17 protein-coding genes are annotated in these 17,234 nt (G+C 43.0%); 8 read left to right on the top strand and 9 right to left on the bottom strand.

What is annotated here, in order from left to right:
- Window positions 1-107 precede the first annotated feature (107 nt).
- The 4 genes from ACDZ28_RS15410 to ACDZ28_RS15395 all read left to right on the top strand — a co-directional run bounded on the left by ACDZ28_RS15410 (window position 108) and on the right by ACDZ28_RS15395 (window position 2,813).
- Window positions 108-329 (top strand): FeoA family protein, encoded by a 222-nt coding sequence (locus ACDZ28_RS15410; RefSeq protein WP_042125136.1) that lies wholly within the window; start codon window positions 108-110, stop codon window positions 327-329.
- Window positions 326-2,338: a ferrous iron transport protein B gene (gene feoB, locus ACDZ28_RS15405; protein WP_042125135.1), complete on the top strand. Its 2,013-nt coding sequence runs from the start codon at window positions 326-328 to the stop codon at window positions 2,336-2,338. Before ACDZ28_RS15410 ends, feoB begins: the two co-directional genes overlap by 4 nt.
- Before the next feature lie 45 nt (window positions 2,339-2,383).
- On the top strand, window positions 2,384-2,563 hold the full coding sequence (locus tag ACDZ28_RS15400; protein ID WP_081954019.1) for a FeoB-associated Cys-rich membrane protein: 180 nt from the start codon (window positions 2,384-2,386) through the stop codon (window positions 2,561-2,563).
- Between the two features lie 103 nt (window positions 2,564-2,666).
- The gene (locus ACDZ28_RS15395) at window positions 2,667-2,813 is read left to right on the top strand and encodes a hypothetical protein (RefSeq protein ID WP_170880321.1); all 147 of its coding nucleotides are present in this window, start codon (window positions 2,667-2,669) and stop codon (window positions 2,811-2,813) included.
- Window positions 2,814-2,920: 107 nt separating this feature from the next.
- Here the strand turns inward: ACDZ28_RS15395 and ACDZ28_RS15390 are convergent, their stop codons facing one another.
- The 5 genes from ACDZ28_RS15390 to leuB form a co-directional block, all read right to left on the bottom strand.
- A complete protein-coding gene (locus tag ACDZ28_RS15390; RefSeq protein WP_375105113.1) occupies window positions 2,921-4,426 on the bottom strand; it encodes a leucyl aminopeptidase in 1,506 nt (501 codons plus the stop codon).
- A 123-nt stretch (window positions 4,427-4,549) separates the two neighbouring features.
- Window positions 4,550-5,653, bottom strand: coding sequence for an ATP-binding protein (locus tag ACDZ28_RS15385; RefSeq protein ID WP_375105112.1), 1,104 nt, complete (start codon window positions 5,651-5,653; stop codon window positions 4,550-4,552).
- 354 nt (window positions 5,654-6,007) lie between these two features.
- A complete protein-coding gene (locus ACDZ28_RS15380) occupies window positions 6,008-6,415 on the bottom strand; it encodes a hypothetical protein (RefSeq protein ID WP_042125131.1) in 408 nt (135 codons plus the stop codon).
- A 228-nt stretch (window positions 6,416-6,643) separates the two neighbouring features.
- Complete coding sequence (locus ACDZ28_RS15375; RefSeq protein WP_076119962.1) at window positions 6,644-7,183, bottom strand: peroxiredoxin; 540 nt, start codon at window positions 7,181-7,183, stop codon at window positions 6,644-6,646.
- Window positions 7,184-7,344: 161 nt separating this feature from the next.
- A complete protein-coding gene (gene leuB, locus ACDZ28_RS15370; protein ID WP_076119963.1) occupies window positions 7,345-8,427 on the bottom strand; it encodes a 3-isopropylmalate dehydrogenase in 1,083 nt (360 codons plus the stop codon).
- Window positions 8,428-8,709: 282 nt separating this feature from the next.
- Here leuB and ACDZ28_RS15365 point away from each other — a divergent pair, with 282 nt between their 5' ends.
- Window positions 8,710-9,033 carry an aldo/keto reductase gene (locus tag ACDZ28_RS15365; protein ID WP_375105111.1) on the top strand — a complete coding sequence of 108 codons (324 nt, stop codon included), beginning with the start codon at window positions 8,710-8,712 and terminating at the stop codon, window positions 9,031-9,033.
- 166 nt (window positions 9,034-9,199) lie between these two features.
- Window positions 9,200-10,180: an aldo/keto reductase gene (locus ACDZ28_RS15360; RefSeq protein ID WP_076119966.1), complete on the top strand. Its 981-nt coding sequence runs from the start codon at window positions 9,200-9,202 to the stop codon at window positions 10,178-10,180.
- A gap of 51 nt (window positions 10,181-10,231) precedes the next feature.
- Here ACDZ28_RS15360 and ACDZ28_RS15355 read toward each other — a convergent pair whose 3' ends face one another.
- The 4 genes from ACDZ28_RS15355 to ACDZ28_RS15340 form a co-directional block, all read right to left on the bottom strand.
- The gene (locus tag ACDZ28_RS15355) at window positions 10,232-11,323 is read right to left on the bottom strand and encodes a DUF4097 family beta strand repeat-containing protein (protein WP_375105110.1); all 1,092 of its coding nucleotides are present in this window, start codon (window positions 11,321-11,323) and stop codon (window positions 10,232-10,234) included.
- Window positions 11,324-11,340: 17 nt separating this feature from the next.
- Window positions 11,341-11,838 carry a hypothetical protein gene (locus ACDZ28_RS15350; RefSeq protein ID WP_076119968.1) on the bottom strand — a complete coding sequence of 166 codons (498 nt, stop codon included), beginning with the start codon at window positions 11,836-11,838 and terminating at the stop codon, window positions 11,341-11,343.
- A 78-nt stretch (window positions 11,839-11,916) separates the two neighbouring features.
- Window positions 11,917-12,369 (bottom strand): anti-sigma factor, encoded by a 453-nt coding sequence (locus tag ACDZ28_RS15345; RefSeq protein WP_076119969.1) that lies wholly within the window; start codon window positions 12,367-12,369, stop codon window positions 11,917-11,919.
- Window positions 12,366-12,932, bottom strand: coding sequence for an RNA polymerase sigma factor (locus ACDZ28_RS15340; protein WP_076119970.1), 567 nt, complete (start codon window positions 12,930-12,932; stop codon window positions 12,366-12,368). Before ACDZ28_RS15340 ends, ACDZ28_RS15345 begins: the two co-directional genes overlap by 4 nt.
- Window positions 12,933-13,051: 119 nt before the next feature.
- Between ACDZ28_RS15340 and ACDZ28_RS15335 the strand changes: the two genes are divergently transcribed.
- Window positions 13,052-16,162, top strand: a complete 3,111-nt coding sequence (locus ACDZ28_RS15335; RefSeq protein WP_375105109.1) for an ATP-binding protein — start codon at window positions 13,052-13,054, stop codon at window positions 16,160-16,162.
- A 70-nt stretch (window positions 16,163-16,232) separates the two neighbouring features.
- Window positions 16,233-17,210, top strand: coding sequence for a response regulator (locus ACDZ28_RS15330; protein ID WP_375105108.1), 978 nt, complete (start codon window positions 16,233-16,235; stop codon window positions 17,208-17,210).
- Window positions 17,211-17,234 lie beyond the last annotated feature (24 nt).

Here is a 17,234-nt window from a genome sequence, read left to right as displayed (position 1 = left end):
ATCACAGTATACAAACACTTAAAAATGCTACATTACAACTAAACAGTTGAGATTGATTATCAGTCTCTTTTGGAGGGATTACAATAGCTACTTCTACCTGCTGTACCTTGCTACAACTACAACCTGGTTCTGCCGGCTGTATTCATAAAATAGAAGGAATGAACCCCGTTCTACGCCGTCGTCTTGCGGATCTCGGAGTGTCAGAGGGTGTCAACATCCGTCTTAAAGGAAAGGGACCTTTTTGGGGGCCGATTACGCTAGAATGTAACGGCCAGCTGTTCGCCATACGCCGCAAAGAAGCTTCTCTGATTGAGGTGAACGTATCTTGAGTTCTATAGCTCTTGTGGGCAATCCCAATACAGGTAAGACCTCTCTCTTCAATACATTAACGACTTCATACGAATATGTAGGTAACTGGTCAGGGGTTACGGTTGAGAAAAAGATCGGAAATCTGAAGAACGGGGCAGGCAGGCTTATAGATTTACCCGGCATCTATTCTCTTCACCCACTCTCCCGCGATGAAGGGGTCGCAGCCCAATATCTAATAGAAGAATCCCCAGAAGCATTAATTAATATCGTGGATGCCTCCCAGCTGGAACGTAATCTGCTGCTCACCCTTCAACTACTTGAGTATGGCAAGCCTACTGTACTCGGTCTTAATATGATTGATGTCGCTAATGCGCGTGGTATTCGTATCAATCAAACCATTTTACAATCAAGATTGGGTGTCACCATCCTCCCACTTATAGCAAGAACCGGTAAAGGCAGCGTACAGATGCTCAGCATCCTAGAAGAGTCGTCAGCTATTCCTGCTGTAAAGTTCAAGCTGAATTATGGTGAGGTCGTCGAGCGAGCGATATCTTCTATAGAAAAGGAATTACGTTCTATAAAAGATCTGCCCAATCATCGTTGGGTCGCTCTACAGCTAATGGAGCAGAATCCGGTTATCCTTCAGTTTCTGAAGTCGCGTATAGATGTTACGGGACTGCTAAATATCTGTGAGTCTTGTCAGAGTGAGCTGCAAATCAAAAAACTAGCCCTGACACTCCCGCAATGGATTCGCTCGAACCGTATGGAGTATATTCGCAATATTTGTGTCGAAGTCCTTGATACGACAGCTCAGAAGCCCCATAACTTAACTGAACGATTAGATTCGGTATTGACTCATCGCTTTTTGGGACTGCCCTTATTCATTTTCTTTATGTATGTTCTCTTTAAGACTACATTTGACTGGGTTGGCGGACCCCTATCGGATATCTTAGATGGTCTGATATCCGGCCCTATTAGTGATGGAACGAATTCACTGCTTCAAACCATAGGAGCTTCCGGCTTCACACATGCTTTGATCGTGGATGGTATCATCGGCGGTGTAGGCGGTGTACTGGTCTTTATTCCGCAGATCTTCATTCTCTTCCTGATCATTTCCTTTCTGGAGGACTCCGGATACATGGCAAGGGTCTGCTTGTTGATGGACAGTACCATGGAACGAATGGGACTCAACGGAAAAGCATTCATTCCATTCATCATTGGTTTTGGTTGCAATGTACCGGCCATAATGGCGGCTCGAAGCATCGAACAGCCCAAGGACCGCATGCTGACAACCCTATTAATGCCGCTGATGTCTTGTTCAGCAAGATTACCTGTTTATGCATTATTTGCAGTTGTATTCTTCCCTGAGCAACAAGCGTTTGCCGTTCTCTCTATGTATGTTATGGGTATTGTATTTGCCCTAATTCTTTGTAAGGTATTCTCTAAATACTTATTCAAAAATGAATCCTCTGTCTTTATCATCGAACTCCCTCCTTACCGTATGCCGCAGATTAAGACCTTATCGCGCAGCACTTGGGAGAAGGGCAAAGGGTTCCTTCGTAAAGCGGGAACGATTATTCTAGCTGGCTCAGCGATTATTTGGTCTATGTCATATGCGGGTCCCGGCGGATTTGATGTAGAAATGGATCATAGCTTCCTGGCTAAATTCGGAGGCATGATTGCACCACTACTGGAACCGCTTGGTTTCGGAACGTGGCAGGCTGGCTCTACCTTGGTTCCAGGATTTTTAGCGAAAGAGGTTGTTGTGTCTACGATGAATATCATCTATCACGCACCGGATACCGCTGGATTAGAGAATCAAATTTCACAAGTCTTTACACCGCTGAGTGCAGTCAGCTTTATGGCCTTTATCCTGCTATATATTCCTTGTCTGGCCACTGTAGGGGTTATCAAAAAGGAAACAGCCTCTTGGAAATGGACTTTCTTCTCCATTGGCTATTCTCTTGCCCTGGCGTATATCGTATCTTTTGTTATTTTCCAAGGCGGGCGATTATTAGGCTGGTCATAGAACTTGTAATTTGTTGATTCTCTTAATGAAAGTGGGGGCACCGTAATGATAAATGTTCTAATCGTCACTCTGATCTTCGGTTATTCAGGCTGGATCATCTATCGACATGTGCAAAAGGGCAAGCAAGGCGCTTGCGCTGGCTGTGATAAGGGCAAGAGCTGTTCAGCAGCGTCTTTAGATTCTCCCCTCTCCTGCTGCTCAACACCTGTTAACAAGAAGAATTAGGCTTGCACTAACAGTTATATGTAAGGGTTCATAGTTTAGCTTTCAAAGCTTTCGGGTATGTTTGTTATAAGCAATTACAGACTATACCAAGGAGGTAATCACTATGAACACAAAAAAGACATTTTTAACAACCGCTGCATTGGGAGTAGCCTATTTACTGAAAAATAAGGGAACTCGCGATAAAATTATGAACAGTATTCAATCCTTTACTTCCCAATCGAAGACTAAAAAATCCAATGGCACTGTTTAATCTTTTTCATCCTTACAAAAGCAAAGAAACCTCGCCTTAGCGAATGGTTGGTCATACAGACCATCTCCCTAAGGCGAGGTTTCTATTTGTTGTTTATGTAGAGCCAATTATTCGCTTTCGCTGAGTAGCCACTGAACCAATGTGCGAACCATAACACCTGTACCGCCTCTAGGATTAACTCCACGTTCTTTAGATAAAAATGCTGTTCCAGCAATATCTAGATGTATCCACGGCAGACCTTCCGCAAACTCACCTACAAATAACCCAGCGGTAGTGGCTCCCCCGAATCTTCCTGCAGTGTTACGAATATCGGCCACTTCACTCTTTAGCATTTCGCGGAATTCCGGGTAAGCCGGAAGCTGCCATATTTTTTCACCCGAAACATTAGCTGCTGTCAGAAACTGCTCCATGAATTCTTCGTTGTTAGTAACAGCACCTGTAGCTATGTCTCCCAATGTCGATAACACTGCACCTGTCAGCGTGGCGACATCAATAACACGTTTCGCTCCCCACTCGCGGGCATAAGTCAGCGCATCCCCAAGTACAAGTCTACCTTCTGCATCGGTATTCAACACTTCTATCGTTCTTCCGCTCATTGATGTAATGATATCCCCGGGTTTAAAGGCATTAGCAGAAGGCATATTCTCAGCAGATGGAATGACCATTACGACATTAATTCGTGGACGTAATCGGCCTAATGCCTCCATTACTCCAAGTACAGTCGCTGCGCCTCCCATATCACTGATTAACTCTTCCATACCTGGGGCTCTTTTTAAGGATATCCCCCCTGTATCAAAAGTAATCCCTTTACCGACCAGCCCCACTACATTATCCCAGTGACCCGTTCCCTGGTAACGGATAACGATCATTCGCGGAGGGTTTACACTTCCTTTTCCGACTGCGAGCAATCCGCCCATTCCTTTTTGCTCAATTTCCCGTTCATCCAACACTTCGGAAGGAAATCCATAACGTTCAGCTACTTCTATAGCGGCCACAGCAAGGTCAGATGGAGTCAGCAGATTGCCAGGCATATTCGTCAAGTTTCGTGCTAGATTCGTAGCCTCACCAAAAGCCAGCCCTCTCTGCATACCCAGATTCCAGCCATGCTCGAAAGTATTCTCTGGCTTCTTCTCCATAGTGAAAATAACCGAGTTTGGACCTGTATATTGTGATTGCTCCTGCTTATACGTGGGACGACGGTAGGAACCAAGTGACACCCCCTCAGACAACGCGTAGGCAATAGATACGCTATCCCCATCTACTGTTAGCTCCTGAATATTTCCCGGCACCTGAAACACTAGCTGTACCGCCTTCAATCGAAGTGCTGCACGTGCTGTCTGAACTGCCATTTGACGTAGATCTTCAGTCGTAAGAAGTTGGTCCCCCTTTCCAACCAAAATCGCAACAGGACAACCGGATGTCTGCTCTAAAGGTAGTACATAAGTCTGGTTTAGCTTTCCACTAAATAGACCTGTCTTCCCTAATAGGCGAATGCTGTCATTCCATCTCTCTGAAAGACCTCCATGTTGGGCCTCCGACTCAGAGATAATAAGGATAAGGGCATCACCCTGTATTTCATCAATGGAACTGCCGCTGTGGAATTGTATATTCATTATGTCTACCTCCATTTGTCTCCCAAAACCAATCCCCATTGTAACATAAGCAAGGCTGATCTCTGCATCTGTATTATCCGCAGGGATCAGCCTCTTAAACGCTTTATATTCTAATTAAATGTACTAATGGATTAATGGCAATGAGATCACAAAATGAGTACCTTCATTAACTCTACTGCTGACAGAAATACATCCGCCATGATTTTTGATGATTCGGTCACTCACAGAAAGCCCAAGTCCAGTCCCATTCTCCTTCGTCGTAAAAAATGGATTGAATAACCTGTCCAGTGTACGGATATCCATTCCCTTACCGTTATCAGAAATGAAAATACGGACCTCAGAGCCCTCCCTGCCGGCTCCAACCTCTATTTTACCCATTAGACCATCTGCTCTATCCGCAACGGCCTCCATAGCGTTTCTAATCATGTTGAGGACTACCTGTTTCATTTGTTTCACATCTCCAGAAATCATCATATCCTCCTGAAAAGGATGTAGATTGATCTGGCAACCTTTCATCAAGGCTTCGCTTTCTGTAAGCAGCACCACCTCTTTAAGTAAGGCTGACACAGGAATCATCCCCACTTGAGGAACTGATGGCTTGGAAGAGGTTAGAAATTCATGAATAATATCGTTCGCACGATCGATCTCCGCCAAGATAATCTTGCCATATTCCTGCTTTCCAAGCTGTTGTAGATGCGGATGAAGCAATTGAATGAATCCACGAATTGCTGTTAATGGATTCCGGATTTCATGGGCAATAGATGCGGATAATTTACCTAGCATAGCTAAACTATCGTTCTGATAAGCTGTTTGCTCAATCAACTTATAATCGGAGATTTCTTTAACTGTAAACAAATAACAACCCTTCATTTGCTCTCCACAGCATAATGTAACCTTCCAATAACGACCATACTCGTCTAAAAACTCATAATTAGATTTTCCTTTGTATACCATCTCTCTATAGCTTTGCAATACTTGCTTTTTCTTAAAGCGGCTCAATCGAACATTAGATAACAGGTGTGATATTGTACAGCCCACAAGGGAGTGTCGGGTTAACTCAAGCATCCCGTACATTTGCTTATTTACAAAACTTATAACTCCCTCTTCATCAAAAAGCATGATTCCGCTGTCAATATTCTCTAGTACATCCTCGTATGTAGTATCCGCAGGTCCTGATTGATAGGTTCTTCCCGGTAATAGAAGACTTTCTTGATATTGGCTAATCACGATACGAAGTTCCCCCTTTTACTGCATTTGACGAAGACGCTAAAGCGACATCAAATTACTATGTATTTGAGTATATGACGAAGCCGCCAGAACATTCGGTAATCGTTGCACTTTTTCCAACCGGTTCAATTATATCCAAGTGAAGTAGACAACGCAATCAGAGAAACTGTCGAATGATAAAAAAATTCATAAAATGATTCCAAAGACATATAAAATATCACATCAAATTTTATTTATTACTATTAGTTCGTTCAAATGTATTACACAGTTATAAAAAAACAGAAAAACTAAAAAGCCCTCGCAGTTGCGAAGGCCTTGAAAAAGAAATGGGTTAGACCCAAATTACAAATAATCTTATGCTTTCTGTTGCAGACGAAGGCGTCTCTGACTCATCACAGCTAATCTTTTCTTCAATTCCCGTTCCCACTTCGTGTCCTCAATCTGTTTGGCTACAGCAAGCAGGTCAAGTGCCATATCGATCTGGCTCCGCACAATAGCTAGAGGCTCTTCACTCTCGATGTTAATGACATTCTCGAATATTGCAGTTTCGTCTTCCATGACATAGTCCTGAAAATCCACATCAGTAACTCCGTCCCCATGTGCGTATTCCGCCAAGATCTCATATTCATTCTCGACCTTATAGTGAACCTCTACACGATGACATACCGGACAAAAAAGCAGGGGAACATTATGGACTTGCGTGCGATAATGTTTAAGGGTTCCCTTTGTTCCTACCATACTCGCTCCACAGCAAAAGCTCATATTTGTTCACCCTCCTTAGATTAACTAACTCACCTGAGTTTTTATTATTGTATTACATTACCCTAATGGAGATTCCTCCACTCGAGGACATAATATAACTTTTCACGCCTATTTTCAAATCCATTTTTTTATTTTAGACTTTTTGGAGCAAAAAACCTCCTTACAGAAAAATTTCTGCAAGGAGGTTCAAATCAGAATATCAAAGATCAGATAATAGCAGAGGATCAGTTAAAGGTTTCTGTCACCTGGTTTCCAGTCCATTGGGCATAAGCCACCCGATTGCAGTGCTTGAAGAACTCGAAGTGTTTCTTCTACGCTGCGACCTACATCATTGTGATTAACAACTTGGTATTTCAATTCGCCTTCAGGATCGATTATGAACAATCCACGTAATGCAATGCCTTCTTCTTCAATTAGAATGCCGTAGTCTTTCGCAACTTGTTTCGTAATATCTGCAGCAAGCGGGAAGTTCAAACGGCCAAGACCATTGGAATCCTTAGGTGTATTGATCCATGCTTTGTGGCTGTGGATCGAATCTACACTTGCGCCGAGAATTTCTGTATCAAGTGCTTCGAACTGCGCAGCAGCATCACTAAGAGCTTTGATTTCAGTTGGGCATACAAAAGTGAAGTCCAGAGGATAAAAGAAGAATACCAGCCATTTACCACGGTAGTCGGATAGACTTATTTCACCAAAATCTTTACCATCACCTGATACGGTTTGCATTGTAAAGTCTGGGGCTGGTTTACCTACTAAACGTTCAGCCATTGCCAAAATCCTCCCTTAATTATGTAAGAAACCAACCATTTCTTGTCATGATATGCTGGAATAATTTACATCTTGTCTACATATCAAATGGTATCATCGTACAAAATCAAAGTCAATCTTAGACAATTTCCACTCTACTCGTAATTAAAAATCAGATTATATTACGCTTTGCGGATAGCTGCAACAATCAGGTCGCCCATTTCAGATGTACTGATCGCTTTGCTCTTATCTACCGCAATATCACTTGTACGGTGTCCTGCATCCAATACTTCAGCCACAGCAGCCTCTATCGCAGCAGCCGCATCCTCATAACCAAAGGTTAAACGGTACATCAGTGCTAAAGACAAGATCGTTGCAATTGGGTTCGCAAGCCCTTGTCCGGCAATATCAGGTGCGGAGCCGTGGACGGGCTCGTAGAGGCCATAATTACCGTCGCCCATCGAAGCAGAAGCAAGCATACCGATAGAGCCAGTCAACATCGCAGCCTCATCGCTCAGGATGTCACCGAACATGTTCTCGGTAACGATAACATCAAAGCTGGCTGGACGGCGCAGCAGCTGCATGGCGCAGTTATCAACGAGCACATGCTCTACTTCTACCTCCGGATATTCTGGAGCAATCTTATTTACAACCTCACGCCATAAACGTGATGTTTCAAGGACATTCGCTTTATCAACACTTGCAAGCTTATTGCGACGCTTGCCAGCAATTTCAAAAGCCTGACGTACGATTCGTTCCACTTCCATTACGTTGTATACACAAGTATCTACAGCTTCTTCTCCATGTTCACCTTGACGACGCAATTTATCTCCGAAGTAAATCCCGCCTGTCAGCTCACGAACGACCATAAGATCTGTTCCTTCCAGAACTTCCGGCTTTAGGGTCGAAGCATCCTTAAGGCAATCGAATACGACTGCTGGACGCAAGTTTGAGAACAATCCAAGCGCTTTACGAATGCCAAGCAATCCGGTTTCAGGACGAAGCTCCTTTGAATTGTTATCCCACTTTGGTCCGCCTACAGCACCCAGTAATACAGCGTCTGCACTACGACAGATTTCTAATGTATCTTCTGGCAGCGGTGTGCCTCTCTCATCTATTGCAATGCCACCAAATAGAGCGTGCTCCGTTTCAAAGGCATAACCAAATACTGCTTCCGTTCTTTTCAATACTTTTTCTGCTTCAGCTACTACTTCAGGTCCAATACCATCCCCTGCGATTACGGCGATTTTTTTAACCTCACTCATCTCAGTCACTCCTCAAGTGGTCTGCTCTAACAGACATAGTTCTTCTTTATATTGTTGTATCATACCCAGTCATAAAGGACAAAGATATAAAATCTATTGAACTGATAGGTAACGCCTATAAGTTAGGTTAGGAAATCCCATCTACCTATAAGGTTGGGGGGATTTTTAGCGTTAAATAATCTATTTTGGGAACTATGAGATTGTCATCCACCAAAAAGAGCTTTTCAGGCTTAAATAACTGTATCTTTTTCAATTTATAAAAATCGTAAAGCACCTGTTCAATTGACAAATTATTCATTAAAAGATATTTCGTCTCTAACATGGTGTTTAGTAATTGATCCTGCAAAATCAAAAATTGACCATTTATTTAGATCGCCAAAGAAAAAAGGTAGTACACCATCGCAACTGGCATTGGCGTGGACATTAGCAAAAGGAGCACTTCCAATACCAGGAACGAGACGAATTAGTTATTTAGAGGAAAATGTAGGAGCTGTGGACATTGTGCTGACTCCCGATGACTTAGCACGTATTGAAGCTGTTAGTCCTCAGTCAGCCGTTCAAGGCGGTAGATATGATGATAGCAGCATGAAAGGTCTCAATATCTAAATTCGTTATACGAATAGACAGCTTCAAATAAGCAGAAAGAAACCCGGCGGGTTACTTAGGTATGCGCTCTATGTAAAAACCATCCTAAGTCCGCTTCATATTTGCTCTTCTTTCTGAAGATGTTTACAATTAAGTTGAAATCATCTACCTAAGGAGTGAATGCGAAGTGCAATATGCTAAGCTTGGCAAATCCGGTATGAAGGTCAGTCGGCTATGTCTTGGAACAATGAACTTCGGCCCACAAACAGATGAACAAGAAGCCTTCCGTATTATGGACGCTGCACTCGACGCAGGTGTTAATTTTTTTGATACCGCTAACATTTATGGCTGGGGTGAGAATTCCGGTCTAACCGAAACGATTATTGGACGCTGGTTTAAGCAAGGTGGTGGGCGACGTGAAAAGGTCGTGCTGGCTACCAAGGTGTACGGAGCTATGAGCGATAAGCTCGACGGACCTAATGATGAACAAGGCTTATCCTCCTATATCATTCGCCGCCATCTAGAGGGCTCTCTGCAGCGTCTCCAGACCGATCATATTGAATTGTACCAGATGCACCATGTGGATCGCAGTGTCTCTTGGGACGAGCTGTGGGGGGCGTTCGAGCTTGCTGTAAATCAAGGCAAGATTGGTTATGTCGGCTCCAGCAACTTTGCGGGGTGGGATATCGCTGTAGCTCAACAAGAAGCCAAGGCACGTGGCTTTTTAGGGTTAGTTTCTGAGCAGCATAAATACAGCCTGACCTGCCGACTTCCTGAACTTGAAGTATTGCCAGCTTCTCTCCATCTTGGTTTAGGTGTTATTCCTTGGAGCCCACTGGATGGAGGTCTTCTCGGGCGTAATGCACTTAAGAAAATAGAAGGCAGCCGCAGTGGAGGAAACGCCGAGCGCGTAGAGCAATTCAAGGATCAGCTTGAGGCATTTGCAAGCTTATGTATGGAGCTTGGAGAACCGCAAGATAATGTAGCTCTAGCATGGTTGCTAGCCAATCCTGCTGTAACCGCACCAATTATTGGACCACGTACACTGGAGCAATTTGAGAGTGCACTACGCAGTCTTGAGATTGTACTAGATGAGTCAGTACTTAAACGGCTAGATGAAATCTTCCCAGGACCGGGCGGAGAAGCCCCTAAAGCTTACGCTTGGTAGGACTATTATACAAAAAGGGAGCCTAGACTAGGCTCCCTTTATTATTCGTGCTTATTCAGCTGTGTCCACGGTCACGCTTCCATTACTTGTGCTTAGGTCCACAGTATATGTTCCTTTACCGAGAATGGCAGTGCCATAGCTATCCCCGTCTCGATCCCAGGACACATTCCCTTTCAGCGAACCATTGCTGGTATCTGCTGTAATCTTCGCATCGGACACCGATGGCAATCCCACCGTAATCTTTCCGTTACTTGACGAACACTTCCATTTTCCGGTCACTGCTGAATTAATAGTGATCTTGCCGTTACTGCTTTTTGCGGTTAATGCACCATCTATATTATCCAATATAATAGCTCCATTAGAGCTTTTGAGTTGCGCTCCACCTTGGATGTTCTGAACAGTCAGTGAGCCATTACTGGTATGTGCCTCTACTCCGCCGGCAACATCATGAATATTTAATACCCCATTACTTGTGTCCACCACTAAGCCAGACTTTAAATTCCAGGCTTCTATCGACCCATCGCTAGTATCAACCTCAACAGCAAGGCTGCTAGGTACATTCACATTTAGATACGGACTTTTAGTATTAAATCCAAACTGAATATTAGAGAACCAATTATGATCTGTATCGAGCTCCATAATCAGCGTATCTCCCTCAGTTTTAACTTTCCATTTCTTTTCCAACGCACTTTCAGCTTCACTTTGGGATTTTCCAGGCAGAAGTAGGCTTCCCTCATAATCCAATGAGCTTCCATCTATCCCCTCGACCTTTACTTTTCCACTTGGAAGTACGATTTTCAGCGTCGTAATATTTTCTTTCACTTCGACATTCCCGCTAAGTGGAGTCAAATGTGTATTCCCAATTAGACTGCTCAGTGAGCCTCCGGCCATTACTGACTGAGCGCTGCTTGCTCCAATCAGCAAGATGATCAATAGGATAGCCCAGCCGCTTACACGGCTTTTGACATCGGATTTAATAAACAGCCTGAGCAACATCTCGAGTCCGAACAGGATCAACAGTGCTGGCCATAAATAACCTAGTACTTCATAGCTGATCATATTATACTGAGCCATTACAATAATGACGCCAAGCGTAATACAGCCTAAGGCTGCAGTGAAGCTCCCGATTTTCCATCTCCCCATAGTCAAATCCCCGTTTCTTATGCTCTCGTATTGTTTCGCAGCATCTTGAGTCCGTATGCTATCAGTCCCAATGAAAGCAAGATCGTACCAATGTTAATCTCAATCAACATTCTCCACAACGTCGGGAATGCTGAAATTACCAGCATAAGAAACCCGGCAACAACACATCCGATACCGACCCAAGCTGGATTCACATCTTCATGTGGGTAACCCGGCATAGAGGATATCCCCATCGTCCAAGGTTCTCCGAAACTGTCTGGATGAAACATCATACGCTCGTGTTCGGCTGCAGTTATTTTCATCCAAGCTGCTTTCTGCAGGGCATCAAACAATTGGTAAAACCATAGTGCAGCTAGGGCAAAAGGGAAGATCATGGGCTCAGACGGAATAAACATAATACATAAGGAAGCCCCGATCATAAACTGCAGTCCCTGCTTTTTGAAGCCTAAATACAAATGACCTACACCAGGAATCATAGCCAGCATAAAAGTGAGCCAACGTCTCTTCTTAATCATAATACATCCTCCTAAATTTTGGATAGCATAAACTTTGGTTTATCTGAATCCATCTATTTTTTATTAATCTCTTTATGACTATTTTCCAAAGCCACCAAACCATTGGGTCACCGAATTCGACACATGACCATTAATTTCAGTGATTCCATAAGCCAAATTCTCAAAAACTCCAAACTGTAACAATAACAAGCTTAAGCAGGCAGCCACAGCATAATGCATCCATGAAGTTCTAGGAGCAGAACGACGTCTTACGCTTGTCGCTTTAATTGCTCGCTCTCTCCGCCCTGTTTCGAGCTGCTCGATATGGGCCATAACACCTGATGCAAGATCTGGAAAGTCCATCTGTTCATGCTGATATTCGCTGTCTGCTTCCATTTCTGACCATAGAGCTGACATTTCCTTCGCTTCCTCCAGCCACTCCGCGCAATCAGGACAGGATTGTATGTGCAACCGGATACTCAGCTCCATATCTGAAGACAGTAGACCGTCAATGTAATGTGGCATCCATTCCTTCACTATTGCACAATTCATCGCAATTCCTCCCTTTGTCTACGCATCATCTGTCTGGCACGATATAGCTGCGATTCGATCGTCTTAACGGATACACCTTTTTGCTCCGCTATCTCTTGATAAGAATTCCGCTGAAAATAGTACAGCTGTACGACCGACCGGTACGGTTCAGCAAGGCTGTTCACATTCTCACCCAATTCAGCTGATTGTTCCTGCTCTAGCACCTGTTGCTCAGGTGTTTGAGAAGTTACCCAATCATTCTCAGTGTAATCAGCTGCACTTCGATGCCTCCACTCCCTATCATTAGCGCGTTTCCAGTCCAGACAGGTTCGGTAGGCTATCCGATACAGCCAGGTCGAGAAGGAAGACTGTCCTCTGAAGGAGGGGAGCGCTTTATATGCTTTTATAAAAACCTCCTGGGCCATATCTTTGGCCGATTCGGCTTCCCCAGTAATCTTGACGCACACTCTGTATACCATGCCTTGATAACGTGTCACCAAATGCCCAAAGGCTTGATGCTCACCGTTCAGCACGGCTGATATCCATTCCGCCTCTTCCAGCTTTCTCCCCTCCTTCACCTTCATAACGTTAGACGCCGGACAAATCCACTTCCCTGCAACTTCATCAAATCTTTTTAAAAAAAATTTTGAAATATCTTTGAGAAGGGAATATATTGTTTTTTGTCGAATAATGTTTAATTACTATGACCAAACGAAAACTCTTTCTAATTATCGTGTTATTTCTTACCATACTTACTTGCTTTCGCTTCCTATGGATTTGGGCTTCGCCTCATGCTATACAACCACAATTAGTCAAAGGAGTACTCGATTTACGGAATAACGAATTGAATCAAGACAAGCTCCTTACCTTAAAAGGGCAATGGGAGTTCTATCCTAATACGTTGCTTCCCACTTTCAATAAAGAATCGCTAAATAATGCTACGCCTAAAAAATATATACAAGTTCCAGGTCAATGGAACGAAGCAATTAATAATGGCAAAAAAACGGCTTTCGGTTACGGTTCCTACCGGTTACGTATTCTTGTAGATAAAAATGAAAAGCAGTCTTACGGCATCCTCATATCCGGGGTTCGAACCTCTTCGAAAATTTATATCAATGGTGAACTGCTAGGAAGTTCAGGTTCTCCGTCTGCCGATAAGGAAGACTATATTCCTCATGTATTACCTTACTCCATATCGTTTACAACTGATGAGAGTGAGATTGAAATTGTCATTCATGCAGCCAACTACTCTTTAGCTCATACAGGTGGGATTTACAAACCTATTTTATTTGGCAACGAAAAAGCTTTAACACACCAGAGGATCGTTTCCATAGGCCTTCAGCTGTTATTATGTGTAGTACTTCTACTTCATGCAGTCTATGCAGCAATATTATATACCATTGGACCGCGGCAAAAGATGTTGATCTATTTTATTCTATTGGTAATTTCCGCTATAACTACTGTTCTCATTGATGATGACAAACTTTTGCTGCATATGCTTCCCATAAACTACCAATGGAGCTTAAAACTATTAATCATATCTAATATTTTCGCTTTTATATTCATCTTACTAACAAGCAAGCAACTCATGTTCCAGAATTTAAAAATTAAAAGTGTTCGGATCCTGACTAGCTTATCTCTGGTACATATCCTTTTCATACTGCTCGGTCCCGTTGTCCACTATTACGAATCGTATATACTTATTTTTTTCATCAATATATTCGTTCTATCATTAGAAGTTGTAGTTCTCTTTCTGAAATCTACTCTTAGAAACCACGATGGCTCTATTTTTCTATTGTTATCTATCTTAGCCATCGTTAACAGCACCCATTGGGGATTGTTCAAAAATTACGACCTGATCAACGTTACCTATTATCCTTTTGACCTCATTATTGCCTTTTTATGCTTTGCGACTTTTGGATTCAAACGCTATTTCTGGAATACTAAGCAGACTGAGAATCTGGCACAGAGCCTGCAAAGAACTGTTACACAAAAGGATAATTTCCTAGCTAATACCTCTCATGAGCTGAAAAACCCGCTACATAGCATCATTAATATTGCTGAGACCATCTTAGACAGTGAGAGAGAATCCTTAATGCTTGAGAACGCAAATAATCTAGAACTGCTAATTACCGTTGGAAGACGTATGTCGCTACTAATAAACGATCTACTAGATCAATCACAGCTTCGTGAGAGCAACATTCAATTGCAACTAAGAGATGTTCCCATTCAATCCGTAGCTGTTGGTGTGCTCGATATGCTCAAATTTCTAACGGAAGGCAAAAACATTACCTTAATTTCGGAGATCCCTGATTCCTTTCCTTCTGTTGTGGCAGATGAAAAAAGGCTCATCCAGATTTTGTTCAATCTGCTTCAAAATGCTGTTAAATATACGAGTACCGGCTCAGTGAGAGTCCATGCGGATATTCATAAAGGTTTGGCGCGCATCCATATTACGGATACTGGGATTGGGATGAACGAAGAAACACAGCTAAGAGCCTTTCAACCCTATGAGCAAGGTGACTCAAACATGACAGCAATCAGTGGTGGAATCGGATTAGGCTTAAGCATTTGTAAACAACTGGTTGAACTTCACGGTGGAGAGATTAGCGTAAAATCTTCACTTGGCAAAGGCTCTACTTTTACTTTTTCTATGCCTCTATCCGATGCCAGCATCCAAAAATTCAATTCAGATCCCCCAACAGTGTCTGAATACAAGGACAAGCAATCCCAAATTACGCTATCCGAAATTGCCGCTACATCTACTTCATCAACGGATGGAAGAAGACCTAGGATTTTGGCTGTCGATGATGATCCCGTTAATCTGAAAATCCTTACTAGCGTACTGTCCATCAAAGACTATGAAATGGTTACGGTAACCAGTGGAATCGATGCTTTAATAAAGCTGGATACGGATCAATGGGATTTAATCATTACAGATGTAATGATGCCCCAGATGTCCGGCTATGAATTAACACAGAAAATTCGTGAACGTTTTACCATAGCTGAGCTTCCTATTCTACTTCTGACCGCACGTAGCCAGCCGGAAGATATATACACAGGATTTGTTTCGGGTGCAAACGACTATGTAATGAAACCCATGAACGCTATGGAGCTAAGAGGAAGGGTACGTTCCTTAACAGACTTAAAGCAGTCCGTAAATGAACGGCTTCGTCTGGAAGCAGCGTATCTACAAGCGCAAATACAACCACATTTCTTATTTAATACATTAAATTCTATATCTGCACTGGCATCTTTTGATACAAAGCGTATGAGTCATCTCATTGATGCCTTTAGTTCTTATTTGCGCTTAAGCTTTAACTTTTTGAACGCTGAGCCAATGATACCGATTGAACACGAGCTTGAGCTTGTGCGTGCCTATCTGTACATAGAGAAAGAACGCTTTGAGGACAGGATGACCATCAACTGGGATTTACCAGAGAACCTGCATTTTCAGTTACCACCCTTGACCATTCAGCCACTAGTTGAAAATGCCGTTAGGCACGGTATATTAAGCCGCTCCAAAGGAGGTACGCTTACAATATCCATCAAAGAACTCGCTAATGATATTGAGATTACGATTGCTGATAACGGTAAAGGTATGACTGCCGAACAACTTCATCAACTACTGAGCAGTCAGTCTAATGTAACACAAGGGATTGGATTTCTTAATACACATAAGCGGTTGTTACGTGTCTACGCTACGGGTTTGCAAATTAAAAGCAAGGAAGGGCAAGGAACTTCAGTAAGTTTCATAATCCCTTCTGAAAAAAGAAATATGATTCGCAAAAATTCCTATTCACAGACAGACTAGAATGAACCGAAATAGAAGTAAGAGTTTATTGTTTTTTGCTAAAAATACTATGTTGAGTGGTGAAATAACAATGATTCAAGCAGTGTTGGTGGACGATGAACGGCTTGCCCTCGTAAAGTTAGAATTCATGTTAAAAGAAATGGAATCTGTTCAAATACTCGCATCCTATACAGATCCTGTCCAAGCCATACAAGAAACTCCAGCATTGGAGCCTGACGTTATTTTTATTGATATTGAAATGCCTGAAATAAGCGGTCTTCAGGCTGCCGCAATTCTGCAAGAGATCTGCCCAAACGCAAATATCGTTTTCGTGACCGCGTATAACCAATATGCAGTGGAAGCCTTTGAATTAAATGCGATCGATTATATATTGAAGCCCGTACGACATGACCGGTTGCTCAAGACCGTGCAACGCTTGGAGGACAGATTGAAGCTTGCTCCAAAAAGCACAAGGATAGCGCATGAAATAACGATTCGTTGTTTTCAATCGCTGCGCTTTGAACGAGGAGGACAGCCATTGAACAATCTCCGCTGGAGAACCTCTAAGGCTCAAGAATTGTTTGCTTTCTTGCTTCATAATCGCAACCGATTTGTCAGTAAAGACACCCTGATTGACCTGCTGTGGCCAGACTTCAACCTTAAAAAGGCTTCCACCCATCTCTATACAACCATTTATCAAGTAAGGCAATGCTTAAAGCAGAGTGAGGTGGACCTGCATATCAGCAACGTCAGTGGCGGTGAAGGGTATTCGCTTGAGACCGGTCCGCTTCTAATTGATGCAGCCCAGTGGGAGCACAACATTCTCACACTCGAAACTATCACAGAGGATAATTGTGCAGAACATCAAAGCTTATTTGATCTTTATTCAGGAGATTATTTTGGAGATTACGATTATCTGTGGGCAGAGGGCGAACGACAACGCCTGCGCACCATTTGGCTGCACCATGCTATGGGGATGGCCCAGTTCTATATCGACAGCAGCAGAGTTCCTGAAGCTGTAACCGTGTATCAGAGGGTAGTACAGCTCCAGCCCTATTTTGAACAATGACATTTAGGATTAATGAAGGTCTAC

It is taken from the genome of Paenibacillus sp. RS8, from assembly GCF_041956825.1.
Lineage (GTDB): Bacteria > Bacillota > Bacilli > Paenibacillales > Paenibacillaceae > Paenibacillus_AQ.
Note: the sequence above shows the minus strand (reverse complement) of the source record. Positions and strands in the feature narration are given on the sequence as shown.